The following is a 26,924-nucleotide window of genomic DNA, read 5'->3' on the forward strand; positions in this document are numbered from 1 at the left end:
TTACAGATTTTTTTGTCATGCTGAACTTGATTCAGCATCTAATCTGATTTTTAGAAACTGAAATAAGTTCAGTTTGACAATTCAAGTACTAATTTTCTATTTTCTTGTGAATCTCATTCAATATAAAAACATAATCTTGTTGTTTTTTAACGAAATCTAAATCGGAAATATCAATAATTAATACGTTTAAATCGGTTTGAGATTTGATATAATCTAAATAACCACGATTGATTTTTTCTAAATATTCTGCCGGAATTTCTTGTTCGTAGGTTCTGCCACGTTTTTTGATATTCGCTAATAAACGCTCGGTGTTTTGATACAAATACACGTATAAATCAGGTTTCGGCATGTCTTTGTACATGATGTCAAACATGGTTTTGTATAAACGAAATTCATCTTCTTGTAACGTAACTTTTGCGAAAATGATCGATTTAAAAATATGATAATCGGCTACTACAAAATCTTTAAATAAATCAAATTGCGCCAAATCATCCGATAATTGTTGGTAGCGATCTGCTAAAAAAGACATTTCTAAAGGAAACGCATATCGACTTTGGTCTTTATAAAATTTAGGTAAAAACGGATTATCTGCAAAACGTTCTAAAACGGTTTTAGCATTACAATCTTCAGCTATTTTTGTTGCTAAAGTGGTTTTTCCAGCGCCAATATTTCCTTCAATGGCGATATAATTCAGTTGTTGGAAATCTAAATTTTCTATCGGGTTTTTTAAGTGTCCGATTTCTGTAATTTCAGAAGTGTCTTCACAAGAAATAATTAGTTCAGAAACAGATTTGTTTAATTTTGGATGATTCCATTTTGGAGCCACATCTCGTAAAGGAAACAAAACAAATTTTCTGTTGTGTAAATGAATATGTGGAATAGTTAGATTTTCCGTTTCAATACTTTCATCGTTAAAAGAAATAATATCAATATCAATTTTTCTCGATTCGTAATTTTCAGAATGGCTTCTAATTCGACCTAATTCTTTTTCTAATTTTAAAATCTGACTCAATATTTTTGGCGCGGATTTGTGCGTATGAATCGTAACTACACAATTATAAAAAGCTTCACCTTCAAAACCCCAAGCAGGTGTTTCATATACTTTTGAAACCTGAATTATGGTAGCAATAGTATGGTGAATAGCATCAATACAGGTTATCAAATTTTCCAATTTGTGCCCCATGTTTGTGCCTAAAGAAAGTGTAATTGTATTTTGTGTCTTCATCTGCCAACAAATTAACAAACAATTTTAGACTTATACTTTACAAAAAATATTTTTTTATGAACATGTAACAAATTCGTTCAAAAGGCTACTTATCAGTATATAAAATGATAATTATGAATTTTTTTAAGAGTGTATTTGCTACTGTTGTAGGAATATTTTTATTTATGTTGCTTAGTTTTTTCTTATTGATTGGACTTGGAGCATTATTAGGAAGTGGAGAGGATAAAGTAAAATTGAAAGATAATTCGGTTATTCAGCTAGATTTAGCGAAAATTAATTTCGATTATGCAGGGAAATATGAATCGGATAGTCCGTTCAGTTCTTTAATGATGTCGAAAGATAAAGTAGGTTTTATTGAAGTTTTAAAAGCGATTGATGCCGCAAAAACAGATGATAAAATTAAAGGAATTACGATAGTTAACAACCAATCTGGTTTAGGATTAGCACAAAGTAAAGAATTAAGAGACAAATTAGAAGATTTTAAAAAATCGAAAAAGTTTGTTTATGCGTATGCGAATATTTTTTCTCAAAAAGAATATTATATCAGTTCTATTGCAGATAAAGTATATTTAAATCCAGCTGGAGAAGTTGATTTTAAAGGTTTAGGAACAGAAATGTTATTCTTTAAAAATTTCCAAGATCAAACGGGTTTAAAGATGGAAATTATCCGTCACGGAAAATTTAAAAGTGCGGTGGAACCTTATTTAGCGCAAGAAATTAGTCCAGAAAATAGAGAACAAGTTACGGTTTTATTACAATCAGTATGGAAAACCATAGTAACAGATATTGCTAAAAACAGAAATATTTCTGTAGCACAATTAAATACAATTGCTGATGGTTTATTAGCAAGAACTCCGCAAATGGCTTTACAACAAAAATTGGTGGATAAAGTGGCTTATGAAGATGAATTCAATGACATGTTGAAATCAAAATTAAAAGTTGAAAAAGACGAAGATGTTGAGTCAATTTCTATTACTGATTATGTAAATAATGCTTCAGAAAAATCAGAGGATTACACAAAAGATGATATCATTGCTGTGATTTATGCACAAGGTCAAATTAATGGTGGTGAAGGTGATGTAGATTATATTGGTGAAGGTTCTATTAATCGTTCACTAAAAGAAGCGAGAGAAGATGAAGATGTGAAAGCTATCGTACTTCGTGTAGATAGTCCAGGTGGAAGTGCTTTGGTTTCTGAATTAATTTGGAGAGAAATTGAATTGACTAAAAAAGTAAAACCAGTTGTCGTTTCAATGGGTAATTTAGCCGCTTCTGGTGGTTATTATATAGCTTGTAATGCGAATACCATTTTTGCTGAACCAACAACTATTACAGGTTCAATTGGTGTGTTCGGAATGTTGCCTAATGCGCACGGATTTGCTACTAAATATGGAGTAAATGCAGAACAAGTTCAAACGCATAAAAACGCCATTGGTTATAGTGTTTTCGAACCTATTTCTGAAGAATACAAAACACTAGCTTTGGAAGGTGTGGATCAAATTTATAAAACATTTGTGAATAGAGTAGCAGTAGGAAGAAAAATGACTTTCGACCAAGTTGACGCGATTGCACAAGGTAGAGTTTGGACAGGTTCTGACGCAATTAAAAATGGTTTAGTTGATAAATTAGGAAATTTAGACGCTGCCATTACTCATGCTGCAGGTTTAGGAAAAACAAAAAGCTACAGAACTGAAAATTACCCAGAATACAAGAAAAATTTCAATGAGTTTTTAGAAGGATTAGCAGGTGCGAGTATCTACAAATCTAAAGAAACAATGATGAAAGAAGAATTAGGGGAAGAAAATTATAATTTGCTTAAAAAATTAAAAGTAATGCAAAATAGAAAAGGAGTGCAAATGCTTATGCCTTTCGATTTGAGTTTGTAATACAAATAAAAAAGACGCCATTCTTACAAGTTTGGCGTTTTTTTTAACAATAATTTAGTTAAAATTTATACTTTGGTATTAACTTTGTAGTCTATTAAAAAAATCTTCAAAAAATCAGTCTTATGTTGAAAAAAGTTTTAAAATGGTCGGGAATTTCAGTGCTTTTACTTGTAATTGTTTTAGCTGCTGTGCCTTTTTTGTTTAAAGATAAAATTAAAGCAAAGATTTTAACAACGATTAATGAAAGTGTAAACGCTAAGGTTGCATTAGAAGATGTAAGTTTAAATTTATTTAAAAGTTTTCCGAAAGCGAATGTAACACTTGACAAAATGAGTGTAATTAACAACGCGCCTTTTGCTGGTGATACGTTAGTATATTCCGATAAAATCAACTTAAAAATGAGTATGATGGAATTGTTCAACGGTGAAGATGAGCCGATGAAGATTGAATCTATCAGTACAGAAAATACAAAATTAAATATCCTTTTCAATAAAGATGGAATTGGTAATTATGATATCGCTTTAAAGAAAGACGAAAAAGAATCTGCAAAAGAAGAAAAGCCATTCGCGTTAAGCATTCAGAATTATGAAGTGGAAAATTTAAGATTCACTTATAAAGATGAAGCTTCTAAAATGAAAATGGTTTTAGACAGTATCAACCATGAAGGAACTGGTAATTTTGAACAAGATGTTTTAGATCTAGATACCAAAACAACGGCCAATTTAACTTTCGATATGGATAAAAGTAATTTTATGCGTAACGTAAAAATTTCATTAGATGCTGTTTTAGGAATCGATTTAAAAAACAGTAAATACACGTTCAAAGAAAATAAAGCGTTAATCAATCAATTGCCTTTAAATTTCAATGGATTTATTCAAATGGTGGAAAAAGGCCAAGTGTACGATCTGTCTTTCAATACACCATCATCAGATTTTAAAAACTTTTTAGGTTTAATTCCTGCTGCATATGCTGGAAGTTTAGCAGATGTAGAAACGACAGGAAAATTTGAAGTAAAAGGAAAAGTAAAAGGTGATTTAACAGATACAACAGTTCCAACTTTTAATATTGAAATGTTGTCTAATAACGCATCTTTCAAATATAAAGACTTACCGAAATCGGTAAAAAACATTTCAATTGACACGCATATCGTAAACGAAACGGGTTTAATGAACGATACTTTCGTAGATTTAGATAAGTTATCTTTCGCTATTGACCAAGATGTTTTTAATGCGAGTGCTCATATTAAAAACCTGACTGAAAACCCAAATATTGATGCCGCTTTAAAAGGTGTAATTAATTTGGCGAATGTTTCAAAAGCGTATCCAGTTAAATTAGAAAAACCATTAAATGGAATTTTAAGAGCAGATGTAAAAGCAGCTTTCGATATGAAATCGGTAGAAACGAGTCAATATCAAAACATTAAAAATTCAGGAAATATTAATTTAACAGGTTTCAATTATGCTGGTCCAGAAATGGCAAAACCAGTAAGTGTAGCCGTTGCCGATGTGTCATTTAATTCAACCAAAATTAACTTGAATAAATTGCAAGCTAAAACTGGTAAATCGGATATTAATGTTTCTGGAAGTTTAGAAAATTTCTACGGATTTTTGTTTAAAAATCAAATCTTAAAAGGAAATTTCAACTTAAATTCTTCTCTTTTTGCGGTTTCCGATTTTATGGCGCCAACTACAACAACGAATGATGAAGGGAAGAAAACAACAGAACAAGTAAAAATTCCAAGTTTCTTAGATTGTACTTTAAATGCGAAAGCAACAACAGTTATTTACGACAATTTAAATCTTAAAAATGTCGCTGGAACGTTAATCATTCGTGACCAAGCGGTAAATTTGAAAGGTTTAACTATGGATGTTTTTGGCGGAAAAATTGGTTTAAATGGTTTGGTTTCAACAAAAAATAAGGTTCCAACTTTCGATATGGATTTAGGATTGTCTTCTGTAGATATTAGTCAAACTTTTTCGATGTTAAATACATTGAAAACAATCACTCCAATTGCAGATGTTATTAGCGGTAAAATGAATTCTACAATTAAGTTGAATGGGAATTTAACACAAGCTATGATGCCGGATATCAAAAGTATTTCTGGGGATTTATTAGGAACTATTTTGCAAGGTTCATTAAATAAAAGTAAATCGACTTTATTAACAGAGTTAAGCAGTAAAGCTACGTTTTTAGATTTGAAAGATATAAATTTAAAAGATGTGAAAGCAGCCTTGTCATTTGATAAAGGTAAGGTTTCTGTAAAACCATTTACTTTAAAACATAAAGATATTTCGGTTCAAATTGCAGGTTCTCATGGTTTTGATCAGAATATGAATTACGACTTAAAATTTGATGTTCCAGCTAAATATTTAGGTAAAGATGTGAATAATTTAATTGCAAAATTAACACCAGCTGATGCAAAAAAACTGGAAAATATTCCTGTAAATGCGTTAATGAATGGTAGTTTCAAATCGCCAAAAATCACAACTGATTTACAAAGTGCAACCAAAAACTTAGCATCACAATTAGTGAAAATGCAAAAAGACAAATTAGTACAACAAGGTACTGGAGCCTTGTCAAATATTTTAGGAGGAAAAAAACCAACAGACTCTACAAAAACTACAACCACACCAAAAGAACAAGTTGGTGGCGCTATTAAAGATGGTTTAAAAGGGTTGTTTGGTAAGAAGAAAAAGGAATAAAATAATTCAACAAATAACAAAAAATGCCAAGTTCTCACTTGGCATTTTTTTATGCATTAAACCTGTCAGGTTTGTTTATCCTAAAAACGGATAGCTATAATGTTCTGGTGTAACGAAAGTTTCTTTAATTGTTCTTGGAGAAACCCAACGTAATAAGTTTTGTGCAGAACCAGCTTTGTCATTTGTTCCTGAAGCTCTTGCTCCTCCAAATGGTTGCATTCCTACAACAGCACCAGTCGGTTTGTCGTTGATATAGAAGTTTCCAGCAGCGTTTTGTAAAGCTACAGTTGCTTCTTCAATAGCGTAACGACATGTACTTAAAACGGCACCAGTTAAAGCGTATTCAGAAGTTTGATCCACTAAAGTTAATGTTTCAGCCCATTTCGCATCTTCATATACATAAATTGTAATTACTGGTCCGAAAAGTTCTGTTTCCATTGTAGCATATTTCGGGTTTGTAGTTACGATAACTGTTGGCTCAATAAAATATCCTTTAGATTTATCGTAATTTCCACCAATAATAATTTCTGCATCAGCATCTTTTTTAGCTTGGTCAATAAAACTAGCTAATTTATTAAATGAACCTTCGTGAATAACCGCAGTAATAAAGTTTGAAAAATCTTCTGGCGAACCCATTTTCATAGAATTCACATCTGTAATCAATTGCTCTTTAACTGCTGGCCACATAGATTGTGGAATATAAGCTCTTGAAGCGGCAGAACATTTCTGACCTTGGAATTCAAAAGCACCACGCGTAATTGCTGTAGTTACTTGTTTTACATTTGCCGATGGATGTGCGATAATGAAATCTTTTCCACCAGTTTCTCCAACGATTCTTGGGTATGTTTTGTAATTGTGAATGTTTTCTCCGATTTTTTTCCAAATTTCTTTGAAGATAAATGTTGAGCCAGTATAGTGAATTCCAGCAAAATCTGGTGAAGCTAAAACCGTATCCGTAATCATAACTGGATCACCAAAAACAACATTAATTACACCATCTGGAACTCCAGCTTCTTTGAAAACATCAATAATAATTTTTGCAGAAAATACTTGACTATCACTTGGTTTCCAAACCACAACGTTACCCATTAATGCCGCGCTCGCAGGTAAATTAGCTGCAATTGCCGTAAAGTTGAAAGGTGTAACCGCGTAAACAAAACCTTCTAAAGGTCTGTATTCTACTCTGTTCCACATGTCTGAGTTGGATGCTGGTTGGTCTGCGTAAATTTGTGTCATGAATTCTACGTTGAAACGTAAGAAGTCAATTAATTCACAAGAAGCATCAATTTCCGCTTGGTGAATTGTTTTTGATTGCGCAATCATAGTTGCAGCATTTATTTTTGCTCTGTACGGTCCAGCGATTAATTCAGCGGCTTTTAAAAAGATAGCTGCACGTTGTTCCCAAGCCATGTTAGCCCATTTTGTTCTGCTTTCTAATGCATTAGCAATGGCTTTTTCTACATGCGATTTTTCAGCTAAATGATACGTTCCAACAACGTGTTGGTGATCATGTGGCGCCGACATATTTTTAGTGTTTCCTGTGAAAATTTCTTCAGAACCAATATATAAAGGCACATCAATTTTCGAATTCCACATCGCTTTGTAAGCTTCTAAAACTCTTGTTTTTTCTGGAGAATTGGGTGCGTAACCCTTAACTGGCTCGTTTACCGCTTTTGGTATATTAAAAAATCCTTTTAACATTATTTAGTTTGTTATTTGTTAGACGTATTTTAGGTGATAAGCAATTTGCTAAAAACCAATACAAAAGTACAAAGGATAAATTGAATTTGGAAATAAATTATTGGCGACTAAAGTTTGGATTTAGTTTAATTTATCGCAAAAGGAACATTCAATTTAAAAGTTGGAATTTGAACTTCAAAGGTTTCAGAAGTGGTGAAGTTTAGCATCGTATAATAACCATTCATTGCACCAATGGTAGAATGTAACATGCAGCCAGAAGAATACACATATTTGTCGCCAGGAATAATGATTGGCGTTTGACCAACCACACCTTCGCCATCGACCATTTCAGTAAAATTTAATGAATCGAAAATTTCCCAATGACGCGCTTGTAGTTGTACAATATCAGAACTTAAATTTTCAATAGTTATTTCATACGAAAAAGCATAAAGAATGGAGTGATCTTTATAATAATTGCCTTCGAAATGTGTTGCGACCGAAATTTTTATACCGCTGGTGATTTGAGTAACCATATTGTGTTTTTAGTTAAATCAAAGTTACTGAAAAATAAATATAACTAAATGTTAATTTTTTATCTCCGTGCTATTAGCTCTTCCTATACCAATAATTCTATCGTAACGTTCTGCGCCACCTTTATAATATACTAGAACTATATAGTCGTTTTCGGTTTGATAGAAATTTCCATCTACTGCATTTTGTTCGTCAATTTTACCGTTTTTATCGACTAAAGTATATTGGTAATTTACAAATCCTTGTTTTAATAATATTGGTTTTTCGAATGTTTTTGTGTTGGAATTGTATTCCATTTTAAATTCATCGGAAAGTTGATAATTGTTAAACATTCCAGTTACATAAACCGATTTTTCTAGCGGATTTACATCGGAAAGTAAACTAAAATAAATCCATGAATAATCAGCTTCAATGGCATTTTGAGTCGTATTTAAATTGTTGACAAAAAAGTTTCCGTTAATATCTGGAAAATAGGTGTAAATTTTATTTTTACGAGCTTCGTTAGTATATAAATACGAATTGTAAATATCGCCAGTTGTTACTTTAAAAACAGAATTAGAAGCGCCACGAATATTTTTATTTTCGAAATTTAAAAACTCATTTCCGGCCCAAAACTGTGTTTCTTTATTGTATCGGTAAATCATTTGAGTACCAATAGTATATTGCGGTTTAATGTTATGAATGGCATTGTTAAATTTACCATTTTGAAAAATAGAAACTTTAATGTTTTCCTTTGGGTTTTGTAACGGTTTGTCTTTATAATCGATAAAAAACTCAATATTTTGTTTCTGATTGATGGTTTCCATATCACGAGAACGTCTGATGGTTATGCCTACAGTCGTATTATCTTCGTAAATAATAAATTTTTTGGAGAAAACAATTTCTTGGTCTTCATCGTATATTTTTACCATGTAGTTTCCACTTTTAATAATCTGATTGAACTTATTTGGAAAACTTAAAGTGTAATGCGAATAAATCTGTAAACAATTTAATGAGTTCTGATAATTTTGAATTCGCTGATTGTCTAAGCCGTTTAAATACTCGTTTTTAAGTAATTGACTTGGTGTCCAATCGTAATTATATTGTTCTATCGTATAATAATAATCGGCTTCGTTACCATATAAATCGTCAAATTGCAAATCGAAATTTTCACCTAATCTGAAAAAAGGAATGGTGTTATTTACATTTTGTGAAAACGTAATCGTTTTAATGTTGTAGGGTGGAACGACTTCTTTTTCTTGAGAAAAAGCAATTGTAGTAAGTAATAATGTAAAGATTTGGAATAACTGCTTCATAAATTATAGTTTCAATTTATAAAGATATAAAAACTATGCCAAAAATTACTATTTATAAACTACAGGAATAATTTCTCCTTTGGCTAAACAATATTTTTCTACTAAATCAGCTGGAATCGTATTGGTATAATCTACTTCTTCTACACGGAAACCGATGCTTCTCAGTTTATCAAAATAATCTCTTCCATACACACGAACGTGATCATATTGTCCGAAAATTTTAGCTCGTTCTTTCTGATCTGTAATAGAATCATCTGAAAAAGTAACGTCTCTTTTTAAATCTTGTGGAATTTGGAAAATCCCCATTCCGCCAGGTTTCATAACTCTGTATAATTCTTGCATCGCTTTTGTATCATCTGGAATGTGTTCTAAAACGTGGTTACACAAAATCATATCGTATGAATTATCCTGAAAAGGTAAATTACAAATATCTGCTTTTACATCTGCTAAAGGCGACAATAAATCTGTTGTTGTGTACTCTAAATTCGCTTGTTTTTTAAAACGTTTGTAAAACTCTTGTTCCGGAGCAAAATGCAAGACTTTTATTTTTTCTGTTGAAGTAAAAAAGTTCGTTTTTTCTTGAAGATACAACCATAATAAACGGTGTCTTTCTAAAGATAAAGTGCTTGGTGATAGTACGTTGTTTCTTTGTGTTCCATATCCGTAAGGTAAAAACATTCGGAAACTATTTCCATCTATTGGATCCGTGAATTTATTTCCTTTTAATAAAAAAGCAATAATTGGTCGTGCCACAATACTCAATCTAATTAATATAGGACGTGGGATTGTATTTAGTATAAATTTGAAAATTTTCTTCATAGTATTTTGTTACACAGAGTTTCGCAGAGAAATCGCAGAGATTCGCGAAATTTTGTTTTTATGTGTTTATAAATCGTTTTATATTATTCTTTAAAATTTTAGAATGAAAATTAATTAAAAGCCCTAACGGAAATTTACCTAATTTTAAATATGTCAAAACTTGAGCTGTATGAACATCTGTAAATGCTTCGACTGTCTTTAATTCAATTACAATTTTATTATTTATTAGTAAGTCAATTCTATAGCCGTGATCTAATTCAATATCTTTATAAAGAATTGGTAAAGAAACTTCTTTTTTTACAAAAAGCCCAGCTTTTTCAAGCTCAAATATTAAACATTTTTGATAAGCTGATTCTAACAAGCCAGGTCCAAGAATTTTGTGAACCTCTATTGCGCAACCTATTATTTTATAAGATAAGTCATTTAAATCTTCACTTAACTCAGTCATATTTATTTCTTTGTGTATCTCTGTGGAACTTTGTGTATCTCTGTGGAATTATAAAACCAAAGGTTTCTCTCTCAATCCATCTTCTTCGTTACTCACAATTCCTAACGCTTCATAAATATAAGCGAAAGTTGAAAGTAATTCTGGTTTTCCGTTTACGATAGCTACATCGTGTTCAAAGTGAGCTGATGGTTTGTTGTCGGCAGTTGTAATCGTCCAGCCATCTTTATGTTGAATGATATTTTTGGTCCCTAAATTAATCATAGGTTCAATAGCAATTACCATTCCGTTGACTAATTTTTTTCCTCTTCCGCGTTTTCCGTAATTCGCAACTTCTGGATCTTCGTGCATTTTTCTTCCTAAACCATGACCACATAATTCACGAACAACGCCATAACCATGACCTTCGCAAAACGTTTGAATCGCATATCCAATATCTTCCACACGATTACCCACTTTAGTTTCTCTAATTCCAACGTATAAAGATTCTTTCGTAATTTGAAGTAATTTTTTAGTGGCTTCTGCTACTTCACCTACTTCAAAAGTATAGGCGTGATCTCCGTAAAAACCATTTTTCAAAGTTCCGCAATCTACAGAGATGATATCACCATCTTGTAAAGGCGTGTTATTAGGAATACCATGAACTACTTGCGTGTTCGGACTCATACATAATGAATTAGGAAAGCCATACATGCCTAAAAAAGCAGGTTCAGCACCATGATCACGAATGAATTCTTCTGCTAATTTATCTAAATATAAAGTCGTAACTCCTGGTTTAATTTCCTTCGCAATCATTCCTAAAGTTTTAGAAACGATTAAGGCACTTTCGCGCATTAATTCTATTTCTTCTGCGGTTTTTATTATAATCATCTTCTTGAAATTGAGATTGCAAAAATACAATATTCTTTTAATAATTTTTATCTTTATGAAGAAGTATGAGTTTTGTCATATTTTAGGTGTAATTTGGCTAGTAATTTTGCATAAAAATCAGGTATGAGTAAATATGTTACTGCAGCAGAAGCTGTACAAGTAGTGAAGTCGGGCGATAGAGTATATGTCCAAGCAGCGGCTGCAACGCCAACGGTTTTAACCAAAGCTTTAGCGGAAAGAGCCAATGAATTAAGAGATGTAGAAATTTGTCATTTACATACAGAAGGAGATGCGCCGTATGCCAATCCAGAATTGGCGGCCAGTTTTCACGTGAATTCTTTTTTTATTGGTGCGAATGTACGCCACACGTTAAAAGCTGGAAATGGTTCTTATACACCCGTTTTTTTAAGCGAATTGCCTTTGTTGTTTCGAAAAAAAGTAGTGTTGTTGGATGTGGTTTTTATTCATGTTTCGCCGCCTGATAGTCATGGCTATTGTTCATTAGGCGTTTCTGTTGAAGCGAGTATTGCTGCGATAGAAAATGCTAAAATTGTAATCGCACAGGTCAATAAAAATATGCCAAGAACTTTTGGTGATGGTATTTTACACGTTTCAGAAATTAATTATTTGGTGGAAGTCGATGTGCCTATTTTTGCTCATGAAGTAACTACGTTTTCAGCGGAAGAAGAAAAAATCGGCGAATATGTAGCTTCTTTAATTGAGAATAAAAGTACGTTGCAAATGGGAATTGGCTCGATTCCAAATGCAGCTTTAAGTAAGTTGAAAAATCATAAAGATTTAGGTTTACATACCGAAATGTTTTCCGACGGAGTAATTGATTTAATTGAGAATGACGTAATTAATTGCAATTATAAAGGCACGTTAAGAGGTAGAGCTTTAGCTACTTTTTTAATTGGTTCGAAAAGATTATACGATTTTGTAAATGATAATCCGTTTATTGAGATGAAAGAATCTTCTTTAGTAAACGACACCGCAATTATTAGAAAAAACCCCAAAATGATTGCGATAAATTCTGCTATTGAAGTCGATGTTACCGGACAAGTTTGTGCCGATTCAATTGGTGGAAAAATGTATTCTGGAGTGGGCGGACAAATGGATTTTATTCGTGGTGCTTCCTTGAGTGAAGGTGGAAAAGCAATTATTGCCTTGCCATCTATTACAAATAGAGGGGAAAGCAGAATTGTTCCGTATTTAAAACAAGGTGCTGGCGTAGTTACTACACGTTCTCACGTTCAATATATTATTACAGAATACGGAATTGCCAATTTATATGGAAAAACACTAAAACAACGTGTGAAAGAAATGGTAAAAATTGCCCATCCTAATCATCAAGAAGCAGTGGAAAAAGCTTATTTTGATATGGTAATTAATTCCTAAAAAAAATCTCCTAATTGAGTTGGGAGATTTTTTTTAATTTGGATTAGCAATAGTTTTGTATAAATCGGCATTGGAAATATAAAACCTGTTTTCTATCAAAATTTTTGACAATTGCGCTAAAACCAAGTTGTTTTCTCGAGTATTGATTAAGAATAAAGAACTTTCTCCCATTTCAAAAAGACGTTCTTCGGAATTTAATAAGGTTGAATTATCCTGAACTAAATCGGAAATAATATCTTCTTGTTTTTTTAACGATACGATTTCTGCTTTTTGAGATTCGATTTTGTTGTTTAACTGTTCTTTTTCGAAACTTACGGCAAATTGTTCCGCTTCAATTTTTTGTTTGGTTAATTTTAAACTTCCTCTTTCTTTTCTTAAAAATAAAGGAAAAGCAAAGTTGACTCCGAATTTATAATCTTGAAATCGAAATTCCTGAAATTGATTTGGCGTTGATAAATAATTGTAACCTAAATCTATTTTCGGAAGTAACATATTTGCTTTTAGTTTTCTGTCGACTTCCAACATATTGATTTTATAATTTATCGAATTAATTTTCGGATGATTGTCTGCTGAAAAGTTGACTAAATTCAATTCATTCGTTTTTAAATACTCTTGAATGTTTTTAAACAATTCAATTTCTGGAAACATTTGTTCTTCTAATTCAATAGGAATAGAATTATTCGTCCATAAAAAATTCGACAATTCTAAACGCGCTTTGGTTAATTTTAGCAAAGCATCTTCTTTGTTTAGCATTCGGTTTTTAACGGTAATTCCAGCTTCAATACTATCAATTGCGGCTTTATCACCTTCTTTAATTAAGGTTTTAATTCCTTTTAATCTTATTTCTGCATTTTGTAAATACGTATCATACAATTTGAATTCATCGTAATTTTTTTTCCAATTAAAATAAGCCATAGAAGCGTGATGCAAAACCTGAATCGCTTGTAAATTTCTCTCTGCAGCACTCAAATTGATGTTGATTTTTGCTTTTCGTAAATCGGCCATTCTTTGGTTGATTAAAAAACCTTGTAAAACCGGAACGGAAATCCCAGCATAACTTAATCCTTCACTTGGCGTTGTGTTTTGCGGATTTAAATAATAGCCTTCCGTATTTTCAAAACCACCTTTGACTTCAATTCCGTACCAAGTTGGGATTTTAAATCCACCATTAAATAGCGAATAATATTTTTTATCTTTAAATTCTTTGTTGCTAAAATCAGCTTCTAATTTGGGGTCAAATGCACCACGAGCCATTAATAAATTAGCTTGTGCTTGCGAAATTTCTAAATCGGCAATCTTCACTAACGGATGAAATTTTTTCACCATTCCTAAATATTCATTAAACGACATTTCATTGCTAGTTTGTTGCGCGTTAACTGCATTTAGGAACAAAAAAAGTATAAAAAAATAAGTTTTCATTTGTGTGTTATTTTTCTGAAACATCTTTGTTTTTTTCTTTTGCAGATTGGTAATAATTCGGAGGGAAACCGTTTAAAGTTCGCCAAATTTCATACCATATTGGTACATTGTCTAACAGCGCCATAGTTTGAGCACCAGAACCAATACTTAATTGTTTGGGCCATTTTTGTTCTGCATTATCAGGAGCAATTAATACACGATATTTTCCATTGTCTGAAATAAAATTTTCTACAGCTACAATTTTTCCTCCAAAGGTTCCGTAAGATAAGTCCGGCCAACCAGAAAATACAATTGTAGGCCAACCGTCAAACCAAACACGTACTTTTTCTCCTTTTTGAATCAAAGGAAAATCATTTGGAGAAATATACGTTTCTACGGCAATGTCATATTCAGCTGGCATAATACTTACGATTGGTGTTCCTTCTTTAATATTTTCACCTAAACCCGATTTTAAGGCACGGTTTACATATCCATTTTGTGGTGCTTTTATGTAATACATACCGTTTCGAATTTTGTAATTATTGTATTGATTTTCCAGTTTATTAACTTGTGCTTTTGTGTCGTATTTACTGCTTTGAGCCGTATATTGATCACTTTGAGCTTTAGAGTATTTTTCAGAATATTCGGCATTGATTCTGCTGATTTCTACACGTGCATTTATCAATTCATTTTCACTACTTAATAATTTATTTTCCTGTGTAATAATTTTAGCTTCAATTTCTTGTAATTTCAAACGCTTTTCTTCCACATCTGTCAGCGGTTTTAAACCTTCTTTATTCAATTGAACCGAACGTTTAAATTGGGTGTTGGCAATTTTGATTTGTGTTTTTATCGCTTCTAAATCCATACTGTCACTTTTGATTTTCAAAACAGCTTGTCGGATTTTATTTTTAGCTTGTTGCGATTTTAAATTTCTTTCACTGTTAATAGCACCCATTTGGGAATCTAAAGCACCTACTTTTCCTTCGTATGAAGCTACGGCATCTTCTTTTGCGTTCATTTGGTTTTTAGTGTTTTCGACTAAATTCGGATCTAAATAATCTTCTTTTATTTCCGAAATAAATAAAATCGTATCGCCAGCTTTCACATAATCACCTTCGTTTACATACCATTTTTCAATTCGACCAGAAATTAAAGATTGAATGGTTTGTGGTCGCTGATTTGGTTTTAATGTCGTCACCGCACCAGATCCAGAGATGTTTTGTGTCCATGGAAGAAATAAAAATAAAGCAGCAAATACTACAAAACCTATTAGAATTTTGTTTAAAATTTTATAATGCTTTTCTTTATTTAATAATTGAATCGAACTAAATTTCTCTAGTTTTTTGTTGTCAATTCTGTTGTTATTTGAAACATTTAACATAATTATTTATTTAAAATGTTACTGATTTTACCTTTTTGCATCGTAATCACTCGATTGCTTTTAGCACTAAATTGTTTGTTGTTAGAAGTTACGACTACAGTCCATTTTTGATTCGGATCCATTAAAAAAGCTATAATTTCTTGCGAGGTGGCAACATCCATTTTATCTGTAGGATTTTCTAAAAATAGAATTCGTGGTTTATGTAACACACATCTTGCTAACAATATTTTTTGAATATTTGAAGACGAAAGTTGTTTGCCATCAGGAAAAATAGGTGTTTTTAATCCGTTTGGTAAGGTTTTGATAAAACTAGTTAATTTCAAATTATCTAATGCCCATTTGATATCTTCATTTGAGATGTTTGGATTATTGAAGGTTAAGTTTTCAAAAATAGTACCTTCGAACAAAGTTTCTCCTTGTAAAATACAACCAAAATGAGTTCGATACTGATTAATATCCATTTTATTAAAGGTGTCATCGTTAATGATGAAATGCCCTTGAGTCGGTTGTATTAATCCAGATAAAACTCGAATTAAAGTTGTTTTTCCCGAACCATTATCGCCTTCAATGACAATTTTTTCGCTTTGATTTATTTTTAAATTGATATTTTCTAATGCATTTGTGGTATCATCTTCAAATTTGAAATTTACGTTTTCTAATTCTAATGTAAGATTTATGTAGCAATCTGTTTGGCTCACTTCTGATTCTGATTCAATTTCTAAATCGGTAACTTCTCCAATTTTTTCTACAGAAGTTAAAACATCGTAAAACGTTTCTAATCCTAAAATTATTTTTTCGACTGAATTAATTACTAATAAAATGATAATTTCTGCAGCTACGAATTGTCCTATATTCATTTGCTGATTTAAAACTAAGAAACCACCAATTAATAATAAACTAGCTGTGATAATTACTTTAAATCCTATTAACTGAGAAAATTGTCTTTTAATAATTTTGAAATGTTGTTCCCTATAAGTGATGTAATCTGCTACTAGTTTGTTGTTTTTTTCTAAAGCAAAATCTAAGTGATTTGGGTTTTTAAAGCTAAAATTATTTCGAGATAATTCTTGCAACCAACCAGCCACTTTATACTTGAATTTGGATTCTTTTAAACTGGTTTTTAAACCTGATTCATAAGAGAATTTGAATATGATATAAAGTAATAGCGTTAATAAGATTCCGAAAATAATAAAGAATGGATGATATAAGGATAGTAAAATAATTCCAAATAAAATTTGAAGTAAAGCGGCTGAAAAATCGGTTAATAATTTTGAAGTTCCTTTTTGGATGGATAAAGTATCAAAAAATCGATTTGCAATTTCTGGTGAATGTTTATTATAGGTTGATGAAAATTTTAATTTTGGAATGCGATACGTAAATTCAAACGCCGAACGAATAAATATTTTTTGTTGTAAATTTTCTGTAATTCGCAATTGCATTAAGGAAAGAAAGCCAACAAAAGCCACGCCAATAACTACTAAAATTACTAAAATTATCCAAGAAACACTTGCTCGTCCAGCTTGAATAAAGTTAATAATTGCTTGAATACCAAGTGGAAGCGACAAACTAATGATTCCTGCAAAAATAGCATAAGAAATAATTTGAATGATGTCTTTTCGGTCTAATCGTAATAAATTGTAATATCTTTTTAGTGGTGACATAATTATTTTTTTAAAAGATTTTCTACTAAGTGAATGTAAAAGGAAGTTGGATTTATTTTATCATTACAGTTGGTAATCGTTTTTAAATGATTTTTCAGAAAATGTTGATGTAAGGAACCTTCAATTATTGAGGAAACTAAACTTTTAGCATAAGGATAATCGGGATTTACTTCTTCGACCATTTTTTCTATTCGATAATTCACTTGTTTATATATTAAGAAAAATCCTTCTTTGTTTTCTTCGTCAACATGTTTGTTATAGAGTGTTTTTGTGAATTCTTCAATAATAATTTTATTTAGAATAGCCTCGTTTATGTGCTCTGTTGCATTATCATCTTGAATAGTTTCCGTTACAATACTTATAGCTTTTTTTAGTTTTTCTAATTTGTTTTCAATGTTTGCTGTAGAAAAAACCATACGATATTCCATCCAAGCCCAATACCATGAAGATAAATATACTAAAAGTTTGTGTTTGTTTTCGAAATATCTGTAAATAGAACTTTCGTTTGAACCAATTTTTTCGCCTAACTTTTTAAAAGTAAATTCTTCGAAACCAATTTCATCAATTAATAAAATACTATTTTGAATTATTCTTTTACCTAAAGTTGAGGTTTCTGGGTCTTTAACATATGTTTTTGGGTTAACTTGAATTTTAATATTTGTAATTAGATTTTCCATATGTGATAATTTGTATCGCAAATATAATAGTAATACTATCAATAATTAATAGTTTAACTTTTATTTAATATTTGTTCATAAAAAAAGCCATCAATTACGATGGCTTTTTATAAATTTTTATAAAGATTTATTCTTTCTTTAATTCTAATTTTTCGGCAAAATAATCGCAGAAATCGGTCATTGCTCCAGCCATTTTTTCATCGCCTGTAGCGCGTTGGAACGTGTCGGTCATCGCGACTAATGTTTGGTGAAAAAAGATTTTCATTTCATCAACTGGCATGTCTTTTGTCCATAAATCGATACGAAGCGTTTCTTTTGCTTTTGCATCCCAAATGGATAATAAAACTGTTTTTGCTTCTTCATTATTTACACCACCATCTTGTGCAGACCAAGTTAATTTTTCAGGCACATTATTTTGATCTAATTCGATATTTACTTTAATTTCAGATGTTTTGCTCATTGTTATAAATATGATACTCCTCTGGAGTAAGTTTTGGGTTAATGTTTGTTTTTTTGTGAACTAATTACTCTTTACTACTTCTTAGGTTTATATCCCGATTTATTGAAAATTACTGTTGGTTCTGTTTTTAAAAGTTGTTCTAAAGTGACATCGTTATTTTCCATGTAGCTTTTTACAATTTGCCAACCCAACCATTGTCCAACTCTACCTGGTGATTCTCTGTCAATATCTAAATAGAATTTTGTAAACGGTCCGTCTTCAATAAAACGTTGGTAATTTTTGATATTATTGTCGTATAATAATTTTTCGTTGACTAGATAACTCCACATTTGAGATTCGTTTTCTATACAGAATTTTTCTTGCATTTCTGTGTAGCCAATTTTCTGATAATTTGGTGTTTCTGGAATTAGTAAGTCTTTTAAATAATGCAATTTTCCGAAATAAATCATTTCACTAATTAGTGTTTTGTCTTGTGAAGGCACAATTTTTCTAAAGGCAAAATTCGTTACTAAATCGGGTAACATTTGATGTGTTTCTAAATTTGCTTTTTGATATTCTGCAAAAGGTTCATAAAATTTATGATTTTTTCCTAAATAGGTATCTAAAGAAATTAAGATTAAATCTTTCGTGTAAAAAGCTTTTTTGTCAATTAAAACTTCATTAACTAAAGTAATTACTCTAGGATTTTTTTCTTCAGGAAAATAATGTTTGATGCGAGAAACCATCATTTCTAAACCTTCTTCAAATTTCTTATTATCTGGAAATTGTTTTTCAACTTCTGTATTTAATTCTTTAAAAATGGGGTCGCTTATTTTCGCATACCAAATAGAATCAGGGAATTGTGTAGGAAATAAAAACGGATATTGGTTTTTTAAATCGGGCAACGTTTTTGGTGTAGCAGCTGCATATAATTTGTCAAAACGTTCTATATTTAAATCTACTGATTTTTTGACGTCTACCATTTCAACCGCATCATTTTTTTTGCATTGAAGAAAGAAGCATCCTGAAATTAGTAAAAAGATTAATTTTTTCATCGTGTGAAATTTACTATTTTTATCAAAAATTATTGAACTGCAAATATATAATTATATAGCTAAATTATTTATTAAAATTATGTCAAATAAAACAACGTTAAATTTAGATGGAATTCACGGTCATATTGTCAATTGGTTGAAAACCTATGCTGAGAATTCTAGCGTAAAAGGTTTTGTAATTGGAATTTCTGGTGGAATTGATAGTGCGTTAACTTCAACATTATGTGCGCAAACAGGTTTTCCAGTTTTATGTGTGGAAATGCCAATTCATCAAGCGGAAAGTCATGTGAATCGTGCTAACGAACATATTGACCAATTGAAAAAACGTTTTCCGAATGTTTTTAATGATCGAGTAGATTTAACGCCAAGTTTTGAAACGTTTAAAAATAGCGTGCCAACTTGTGAAAATGAAAAAGCATTAAATTTGACTTTAGCGAACACTAGAGCGCGTTTACGAATGACAACTTTATATTATTTAGCAGGAATTCACGGTTTTTTAGTGGCAGGAACAGGTAATAAAGTAGAAGATTTTGGCGTTGGATTTTATACGAAATACGGTGATGGTGGAGTAGATGTGAGTCCGATTGCCGATTTAATGAAAAGTGAAGTTAGACAACTTGCGAAATTTGTTGGTGTCCCAGAAAGCATTCTTGTTGCTAAGCCAACTGATGGTTTATTTGGTGATGATAGAAGTGATGAAGACCAGCTTGGCGCGAGTTATGACGAGTTAGAATGGGCTATGTTAGAAATGGAGAAGGGAAAAATTCAAGAAAATTTTGAAGGAAGAAAAGCTGAAGTTTTCAGAATTTATAAGAGGTTAAACAGCATCAATCAGCATAAAATGCAGCCCATTCCAGTCTGTGAAATTCCGAAAGAATTTATAATCAGATAAATACCACGTTTTTTGATTTTTTTTTGTTAATTTTGTGTAATAAAATTATTGCTAACATTTAAAAACAGAATGGTATGATCGCACTTTGTTTAGCAGATAATTCTCCAGTTGTTCACTTGGGAATTCAAACGTATTTTAAGAATAGTACTACAATAAAAATTGCAGAAGTAGTTTCGAGTTTTGATGAATTACAATCAACAATCTCTTCTTCTTCAATTGATTGTGTTGTTTTAGATGCCGAATTAAATGGTTTAAATAGTATTTTGAAAATTAAGAAATTATTACAGGAAAATCCAAAATTAAATGTAATTTTTTTCACCAATGTTTCAGATACTTTGTATGCGCCGCCAGCAATAAAGTCTGGTGTAAAAGGATATGTTTCAAAAAGCATTGAATTAAGTGAGCTAGAAAACGCGATCATTAACGTAAATAATGGGGAATTAGTTTTCAGTTCTGAAGTTAAAAAGGCTATTGAAATTTTAAATAAAACGAAGAAATCTGACCGTTTATTTAAAAAATTATCTACAAGAGAAATTGAGGTATTGCGCTATTTTAGTGAAGGAAGAAAAAACAAAGAAGTTGCTAAAATTTTAGGTTTAGACGAAAAAACCATCAGTACGTATAAATTACGTTTGCTTCAAAAATTGAGCGTTACAAATTTGTTGGATTTAATCAACAAGGCGAAACAATTAGAGATTATTTAGAGAATTACTTTATAGTCACGAATTTTAAAATTATTTTTTAAAATTCGTGACTTATTTTTTTAAAACCGAACCATAACTCGACCTAAGTTCTTTGCAATAACTGTTGTTAAAGATAAGTAGTCTTTTATAGTAGTTAAAATTTCGGTGTTATCAACGGTTACATCAGCGGTTATATTGTTTTTGTTCTCTTCAATGACTTTGTTTAATAAGTACCATCGGTAAGATAAAATGGTTTCGGTTACACTTTGTGCTAAATTGATATTTTTTTTCTCCACTACGATTTTTCTATTTTCCCATTTGTGCAAAATATCGCGTTCTTCTAACATTAAAATAGAAGTGATTTTGTTTGCAATTTCAGGTGAAGTTTGAGAAATATATTTATCAATTTCAAATTCCAAATTCTGATTGTAATAGTTTATGATATCTGTATAAATCGTTTTGAAAATCGGATTTGATAATTCAATTTCATCTTCTTGGAGTGCCAAATATATTTTTTCGTAAACTTTATAAGCGTTAGTTTCTTTAACATCTACTAAATTTCCTGTTTCATCTTCCGCTAAGAAAGTCTCAGTAAAATCTTCTGTTTCCGAACCGTTTACTAATAAGATTTCAATTATTTTTTGTTCTAATTCATATAAAATATCAATTTTTGCAGGTTGCAAATTCTCGTTATTTTTATGAACTTCAAATGCTTTTTTCTCTTCTGTGAATTTTTTATTCGCATCAGAAACATCCTTTTTTTCTATTTGTGCTAGAGTACTACGAATTACTTCTTCCGTAATATCCATGATACGAGAACATTCCTTAATGTAAATTTCACGTTTAATGAAATCTGAAATTTTAGAAATACTGTTCACCATATCTCTAATTAATTCCGCTTTTTTTATTGGATCGTTATTCGCTTCTTTAACTAATAAATCGGCTTTAAACTGAATAAAATCTTTTGAATTTTCGTCTAAATATTGTTTTAAAACATCGTAAGAATTGTTCTTAGCAAAACTATCTGGATCTTCTCCATCAGGAAAACTACAAACCTTTACGTTCATTCCCGCTTCCAGAATTAAATCAATTCCACGAATAGAAGCTCGTAAACCGGCTGCGTCGCCATCAAAAAGAACCGTAATGTTATTGGTTAATCGGTTTACTAATCGGATTTGATCTGCAGTTAAAGCGGTTCCAGAAGAAGCGACAACATTTTCAATTCCACTTTGATTGAACTGAATCACATCGGTATAACCTTCTACTAAATAACAAGTGTCTTGTTTGGCGATGGCTTGTTTAGCTTGAAAAATTCCGTATAAAACTTTACTTTTATGATAAATTTCGCTTTCTGGCGAATTTAAATATTTGGCTGCTTTTTTGTCGTTGGTTAAAATTCTTCCACCAAAACCTAAAACTCTACCGCTCATACTTTGAATAGGAAACATGACACGACCTTTGAATCGGTCAAATGTTTTTCCATCTTCTTGTTTTACGATAGTTAAACCGGTTTTTTCTAAATATTCTAATTTGTATGCTTTTCCTAAAGCTTCTTTGGTAAAAGCATCCCAAGAATCTGGTGAATAGCCTAATTGGAATTTTTCAATTGTGTTTTTAGTGAAACCACGTTCTTTAAAATACGATAAACCAATGGCTTGGCCTTCATCGGTATTCAACATCGTTTTATGAAAATAATCTCGGGCAAATTCCGAAACCAAATACATGCTTTCTTTTTCGTTGGCTTGTTCTAAGTCTTCATTGGTAACGATGGTTTCTTCAACTTCAATTCCGTATTTGTTAGCCAAATATTTAATGGCTTCTGGATACGTGAAATGTTCGTGTTCCATTAAGAAAGTCACGGAGTTTCCACCTTTTCCAGAACTGAAATCCTTCCAAATTTGCTTCACTGGAGATACCATAAACGAAGGTGATTTTTCGTTCACAAACGGCGAAAGTCCTTTCATGTTACTTCCGGAGCGTTTGAGTTGTACGAAATCGCCAATGACTTCCTCTACACGAGCTTGGTCAAATACTTTTTCTATGGTTTCTTTAGATATCAATGTATAATTTTTGGTTGGCTAAGATACAATAAAATTAAATTTCTATATTCAAAATTCCAAGTTGAATGTTCCAAGTTTAAAATTTAGAAGTTATTAAAGATTCTGAAATAAATTCAGATAAAAAAAACCTACAAGAAAATTCCTGTAGGTTTAAATAAAAGCATGATAATATAACTCAAAAAATGTAATTCTATTTGTTAATTGAAATCAAAACGCATTCCTAATGAAATGTTATTTTGATCTACTGCATTGTTTTTAAATACTGGATTTAAATCGTATTTTAAATATAACGAAGTTTGTTTGTATCCTACATAAGCACTTAATCCGTAGGTGAAATCGTTAACATTGAAATCTCCTTCTTGTTTCTCAGAAAATTTATATCCGTCAATTTTATATTCAATAAATTGTTTGGAGTTGGTGTTTAGACCTACAAATCCACCAATTCCTAATCGAGCTCCTCTATGTGATTTGAAAACTTTTTTATCGTCCACTGTTTTAGTTTTAGAAAAATCAAATTCTAAATGCATTGGTACTACAAAATATACGTTTTTAAAATACGTTCTACCAGCTTTTGTTGCTACACCAGCGTCTACTAATATGGTTTGATTATTACTGTCTGCAAAAACTTTATTGTCGGTTGCGTGTAACATGTTATACATAAATCCTGCTCCATATTTTAAATGTAAAAGATTGCTGTTTTTAGATAAGCGTGTGTTCCATGTTAATCCCCACTCATAAAATGAAGAACGAGCATAACCAAATTGAGAATTTGCTACCATTCCATCTGTTACAAGGTTATTAAATCCTGCTGCGAAAACAAGTTGGCTTGTAGTTCTGTTTTCAGATTTTAGAGAATCTTTTTTAGAAGCAATTGAAATTTTTAATTTACTTTTTAAAGTATCATTACTTTCTTCAATGTCTAATTTACCGTTTACTAAATCTCTTAAAGCTGTTTCTTGAGTTGCTGTTCTTGTTTCAATATTTTTAGCGCGTTCTTCTGCGATTTTTGTTTTCGATGCTTCTGCATCTTGTTTTGTCATTTTTCCTAATTCAACTGCTTTGTCAATCGCTTCAACTTCTGCTTTTAAAGCTTTTTTCTCTTCTTCAGCAATAGTTTTAATATTGACAGCAATTTCTTTTGCTCTTTGTTCAAACGTTTTTTCTTGTGCGCTAACAGTACTCACTAAAGTAACTAAAGCGATACTGATGTATAAAATAATTTTTTGCATGATTTCTAGGTTTTTTAAATTGGTTTTTAATTATAGTTTCTGTTTACAATTACTGATTTTGCTTGCTTAAATTTAGTTAACGCTTTATCTTTAAACGATTGATCGAGCTCTGATTCCACCGAATTTAGTAAATCGTTAGGGTTTACTTTTAAAGTAGATTTGTACGTATTTGTATTTCCTTTTGGCTTTTTATTACCTTGTACTTCGGCAAGTAAAGTTTCTGGATTTACATAGTTATACGTAGATTTTTGATTTGTTTGTTCTTTTTGTTGGGTTTTATTTTCGTTATTTGCGATTACTTCGTTTTGTATTTCTGTGATGGCTAAATAAGAATCTAATTTAGATTTGTATTCTGAATTATCGTTTTGTTTTGAAACTTTTTTAGCTGCTGAATTTGTTGTTTTTGGTGTAGCAATTGCTAATTCATTTTGGGTTTCTGGTGAAATTATAATTGCTACATCATCATTATTTTCAACTTCATTTGTAGGTGTTTCTTTTGAAATAACTACTTCATTTGTTGGTTGTGAAACTTCCAATTCCTGATTTTGTTGAAAAAAAACGTAACCCATTCCTGAAAACAGTAAGAACGAAGCAGCGATTTTTAACCAAAAATAGTTTTTAGGTTGTTTTTTTTCTTCGGCAACAGTTAGCATTGCGTCTAATCTGTCCCAAGCTTGTGCAGAAGGTTCAATTTCGCGAGAATTGAATTTCTGTTGTATGTTGTTATCGAAATTATTTGGTTCCATTGCTTCTGTTTTTTAATTCTGTAATCTGAATTTGCAACTGTCGTTTTGCGTGTGAAAGTTGCGATTTTGAAGTGCCTTCTGAAATATTTAATAACTCGGCAATTTCATTATGTTTATAGCCTTCAATGATGTATAAATTGAAAACCATTTTGTATCCTTCTGGCAAATTATCTATTAATAATTGAATGTCATCTATAGAAAAATCGCCTTCCATTTCGTAATTGTCTTCTTCTTCAGAATAAATTACATCGTCTATGTCTTTATGATTGAAGCTATTTTTCTTAACTCTTAAATAATCAATACATTCATGAATCATTATTCGTTTCATCCAACCTTCAAAACTGCCTTTGTTTTCAAATTTTTTTAAATTGGTAAACATTTTCATGAAACCCGTAATCATTACATCTTCGGCAAGGTGAATGTCTTTGATGTATTGTCTGCAAACACTTAACATTTTTGAAGCATACTTCGTATACAACTGTTGTTGTGCTTGACGATTATTCGCAATCGCTTCACTAATTAGTTGTTGTTCGTTTTTATGTAATGCTATTACTTTCATTAATTTAATTTGTCCATTCAAATTTAAGCTTCTATTTATATAGACGATTTTGTTTTTTAAATGGTTGCATGGCAATTAGTCAATTTTCAATTTGTTGATGTGCCAATTATGGATTCTATTGTTATAGACGATTTCGGTTTAAAAATGGTTGTATGAAAAATAATTAATTTTCAATTTACCGATGTATCAATTTGTCTTCTATTGTTATAGACGATTTTGGTATTAAAAAGGTTGTATCAATAATTGACTTATTGAAAATCGAACAATTGGCACATTGATTAAATCTTTCTTTCAATCACGTAATTTACCATTAAAGTAAGGGAATCTTTATAAATAGAAGTAGGGAAGTGTTGTATAAGTAATAATGCTTCTTGTTGAAATTGCATCATTTTTTGTTCTGCATATGTAAGTCCGCCATTGTTTTTTACGAAGGCTATAACTTCTTTGACGCGTTTTTTGTCTTTATTATGATTTTTTATCGAATTGATAATCCAACTTTTTTCTTTTGAAGTACAATTGTTCAACGTATGAATTAAAGGCAAAGTCATTTTTTGTTCTTTGATGTCAATTCCAGTTGGTTTTCCGATGGCATCTTCTGTATAATCGAATAAATCATCTTTAATTTGGAAAGCCATTCCGATTAATTCACCAAATTTTCGCATTTTTTCAACTACATCTTTGTCTTCGGGAAGTACAGAACAAGCACCAAGTGAACAACATGCCGCAATAAGTGTAGCGGTTTTTTGTCGGATGATTTCGTAATAAATATCTTCAGTGATATCTAATTTTCTGGCTTTTTCAATTTGCAATAATTCACCTTCGCTCATTTCTCTAACGGCAACTGAAATTATTTTCAACAAATCGAAATCGTTATTATCAATAGAAAGTAGTAAACCTTTTGAAAGCAAATAATCGCCAACTAAAACGGCAATTTTATTTTTCCAAAGAGCGTTTATAGAGAAAAAACCACGACGTTTGTTACTGTCGTCCACCACATCATCATGAACTAAAGTTGCTGTGTGAATTAGTTCAATAACTGAAGCTCCGCGATATGTTCTATCGTTTACTTCGCCACCAGAAACCATTTTTGCAGTTAAAAACACGAACATTGGGCGCATTTGTTTTCCTTTTCGATTTACAATATAATGCGTAATTCGATTCAGAAGCGCCACTTTAGAAGACATAGCCTCTTGAAACTTTTTTTCGAAAAGTTCCATTTCATGAAGTATGGGTTCTTTAATTTGCTCTGTGATTTTCATAGTGTGTCAAAAGTAGCAATTTTCAAGTTAA

General features: G+C 31.1%; 23 protein-coding genes. 5 read left to right on the top strand and 18 right to left on the bottom strand.

What is annotated here, in order from left to right; all coding sequences use genetic code 11:
• Positions 1 to 88: 88 nt before the first annotated feature.
• Positions 89 to 1,225: a 2-amino-4-hydroxy-6-hydroxymethyldihydropteridine diphosphokinase gene (gene folK / locus UEQ13_RS05355; RefSeq protein ID WP_329805337.1), complete on the bottom strand. Its 1,137-nt coding sequence runs from the start codon at positions 1,223 to 1,225 to the stop codon at positions 89 to 91.
• A gap of 113 nt (positions 1,226 to 1,338) precedes the next feature.
• On the opposite strand from folK, the gene sppA reads away from it, so the two are divergent.
• Positions 1,339 to 3,111 (top strand): signal peptide peptidase SppA, encoded by a 1,773-nt coding sequence (gene sppA / locus UEQ13_RS05360; protein ID WP_329805338.1) that lies wholly within the window; start codon positions 1,339 to 1,341, stop codon positions 3,109 to 3,111.
• A gap of 122 nt (positions 3,112 to 3,233) precedes the next feature.
• On the top strand, positions 3,234 to 5,813 hold the full coding sequence (locus tag UEQ13_RS05365; protein WP_329805339.1) for an AsmA-like C-terminal region-containing protein: 2,580 nt from the start codon (positions 3,234 to 3,236) through the stop codon (positions 5,811 to 5,813).
• A 75-nt stretch (positions 5,814 to 5,888) separates the two neighbouring features.
• Here UEQ13_RS05365 and pruA read toward each other — a convergent pair whose 3' ends face one another.
• From pruA to map, 6 genes are all read right to left on the bottom strand, one after another.
• Positions 5,889 to 7,514: an L-glutamate gamma-semialdehyde dehydrogenase gene (gene pruA, locus UEQ13_RS05370; protein ID WP_329805340.1), complete on the bottom strand. Its 1,626-nt coding sequence runs from the start codon at positions 7,512 to 7,514 to the stop codon at positions 5,889 to 5,891.
• A gap of 125 nt (positions 7,515 to 7,639) precedes the next feature.
• A complete protein-coding gene (apaG, locus tag UEQ13_RS05375) occupies positions 7,640 to 8,026 on the bottom strand; it encodes a Co2+/Mg2+ efflux protein ApaG (protein ID WP_329805341.1) in 387 nt (128 codons plus the stop codon).
• A gap of 51 nt (positions 8,027 to 8,077) precedes the next feature.
• The gene (locus tag UEQ13_RS05380; RefSeq protein ID WP_329805342.1) at positions 8,078 to 9,319 is read right to left on the bottom strand and encodes a type IX secretion system plug protein; all 1,242 of its coding nucleotides are present in this window, start codon (positions 9,317 to 9,319) and stop codon (positions 8,078 to 8,080) included.
• A gap of 48 nt (positions 9,320 to 9,367) precedes the next feature.
• The gene (locus UEQ13_RS05385) at positions 9,368 to 10,138 is read right to left on the bottom strand and encodes a methyltransferase domain-containing protein (RefSeq protein WP_329805343.1); all 771 of its coding nucleotides are present in this window, start codon (positions 10,136 to 10,138) and stop codon (positions 9,368 to 9,370) included.
• A 58-nt stretch (positions 10,139 to 10,196) separates the two neighbouring features.
• Positions 10,197 to 10,586: a GxxExxY protein gene (locus UEQ13_RS05390; RefSeq protein ID WP_329805344.1), complete on the bottom strand. Its 390-nt coding sequence runs from the start codon at positions 10,584 to 10,586 to the stop codon at positions 10,197 to 10,199.
• 48 nt (positions 10,587 to 10,634) lie between these two features.
• Entirely contained in the window at positions 10,635 to 11,453 is an 819-nt protein-coding gene (gene map, locus UEQ13_RS05395) for a type I methionyl aminopeptidase (RefSeq protein ID WP_329805345.1), read from the bottom strand.
• Positions 11,454 to 11,576: 123 nt separating this feature from the next.
• Here map and UEQ13_RS05400 point away from each other — a divergent pair, with 123 nt between their 5' ends.
• On the top strand, positions 11,577 to 12,851 hold the full coding sequence (locus UEQ13_RS05400; RefSeq protein WP_329805346.1) for an acetyl-CoA hydrolase/transferase family protein: 1,275 nt from the start codon (positions 11,577 to 11,579) through the stop codon (positions 12,849 to 12,851).
• Positions 12,852 to 12,884: 33 nt separating this feature from the next.
• Here the strand turns inward: UEQ13_RS05400 and UEQ13_RS05405 are convergent, their stop codons facing one another.
• The 6 genes from UEQ13_RS05405 to gldB form a co-directional block, all read right to left on the bottom strand.
• Positions 12,885 to 14,270 (bottom strand): TolC family protein, encoded by a 1,386-nt coding sequence (locus UEQ13_RS05405; protein WP_329805347.1) that lies wholly within the window; start codon positions 14,268 to 14,270, stop codon positions 12,885 to 12,887.
• A 7-nt stretch (positions 14,271 to 14,277) separates the two neighbouring features.
• Positions 14,278 to 15,633 (bottom strand): HlyD family secretion protein, encoded by a 1,356-nt coding sequence (locus UEQ13_RS05410; protein WP_329805348.1) that lies wholly within the window; start codon positions 15,631 to 15,633, stop codon positions 14,278 to 14,280.
• A gap of 2 nt (positions 15,634 to 15,635) precedes the next feature.
• Positions 15,636 to 17,294, bottom strand: coding sequence for a peptidase domain-containing ABC transporter (locus tag UEQ13_RS05415; protein WP_329805349.1), 1,659 nt, complete (start codon positions 17,292 to 17,294; stop codon positions 15,636 to 15,638).
• A gap of 2 nt (positions 17,295 to 17,296) precedes the next feature.
• A complete protein-coding gene (locus UEQ13_RS05420; protein WP_329805350.1) occupies positions 17,297 to 17,971 on the bottom strand; it encodes a TetR/AcrR family transcriptional regulator in 675 nt (224 codons plus the stop codon).
• 127 nt (positions 17,972 to 18,098) lie between these two features.
• Positions 18,099 to 18,431: a gliding motility protein GldC gene (gene gldC / locus UEQ13_RS05425; protein ID WP_166125714.1), complete on the bottom strand. Its 333-nt coding sequence runs from the start codon at positions 18,429 to 18,431 to the stop codon at positions 18,099 to 18,101.
• Between the two features lie 74 nt (positions 18,432 to 18,505).
• Complete coding sequence (gldB, locus tag UEQ13_RS05430) at positions 18,506 to 19,465, bottom strand: gliding motility lipoprotein GldB (RefSeq protein WP_329805351.1); 960 nt, start codon at positions 19,463 to 19,465, stop codon at positions 18,506 to 18,508.
• A gap of 79 nt (positions 19,466 to 19,544) precedes the next feature.
• Between gldB and nadE the strand changes: the two genes are divergently transcribed.
• Entirely contained in the window at positions 19,545 to 20,357 is an 813-nt protein-coding gene (gene nadE, locus UEQ13_RS05435; RefSeq protein ID WP_329805352.1) for an NAD(+) synthase, read from the top strand.
• Between the two features lie 74 nt (positions 20,358 to 20,431).
• On the top strand, positions 20,432 to 21,061 hold the full coding sequence (locus UEQ13_RS05440; RefSeq protein WP_329805353.1) for a response regulator transcription factor: 630 nt from the start codon (positions 20,432 to 20,434) through the stop codon (positions 21,059 to 21,061).
• A gap of 59 nt (positions 21,062 to 21,120) precedes the next feature.
• Here the strand turns inward: UEQ13_RS05440 and dnaG are convergent, their stop codons facing one another.
• From dnaG to UEQ13_RS05465, 5 genes are all read right to left on the bottom strand, one after another.
• On the bottom strand, positions 21,121 to 23,100 hold the full coding sequence (gene dnaG / locus UEQ13_RS05445) for a DNA primase (RefSeq protein ID WP_329805354.1): 1,980 nt from the start codon (positions 23,098 to 23,100) through the stop codon (positions 21,121 to 21,123).
• A gap of 197 nt (positions 23,101 to 23,297) precedes the next feature.
• Positions 23,298 to 24,329, bottom strand: coding sequence for an ATP synthase subunit B family protein (locus tag UEQ13_RS05450; RefSeq protein ID WP_329805355.1), 1,032 nt, complete (start codon positions 24,327 to 24,329; stop codon positions 23,298 to 23,300).
• 26 nt (positions 24,330 to 24,355) lie between these two features.
• On the bottom strand, positions 24,356 to 25,075 hold the full coding sequence (locus UEQ13_RS05455; protein ID WP_329805356.1) for a hypothetical protein: 720 nt from the start codon (positions 25,073 to 25,075) through the stop codon (positions 24,356 to 24,358).
• Positions 25,062 to 25,634, bottom strand: a complete 573-nt coding sequence (locus tag UEQ13_RS05460; RefSeq protein WP_329805357.1) for an RNA polymerase sigma factor — start codon at positions 25,632 to 25,634, stop codon at positions 25,062 to 25,064. Before UEQ13_RS05460 ends, UEQ13_RS05455 begins: the two co-directional genes overlap by 14 nt.
• A gap of 278 nt (positions 25,635 to 25,912) precedes the next feature.
• Positions 25,913 to 26,893 carry a polyprenyl synthetase family protein gene (locus tag UEQ13_RS05465; RefSeq protein WP_329805358.1) on the bottom strand — a complete coding sequence of 327 codons (981 nt, stop codon included), beginning with the start codon at positions 26,891 to 26,893 and terminating at the stop codon, positions 25,913 to 25,915.
• Positions 26,894 to 26,924 lie beyond the last annotated feature (31 nt).

The organism is Flavobacterium facile (assembly GCF_036321945.1).
In the GTDB taxonomy this organism is placed as follows: domain Bacteria; phylum Bacteroidota; class Bacteroidia; order Flavobacteriales; family Flavobacteriaceae; genus Flavobacterium; species Flavobacterium facile.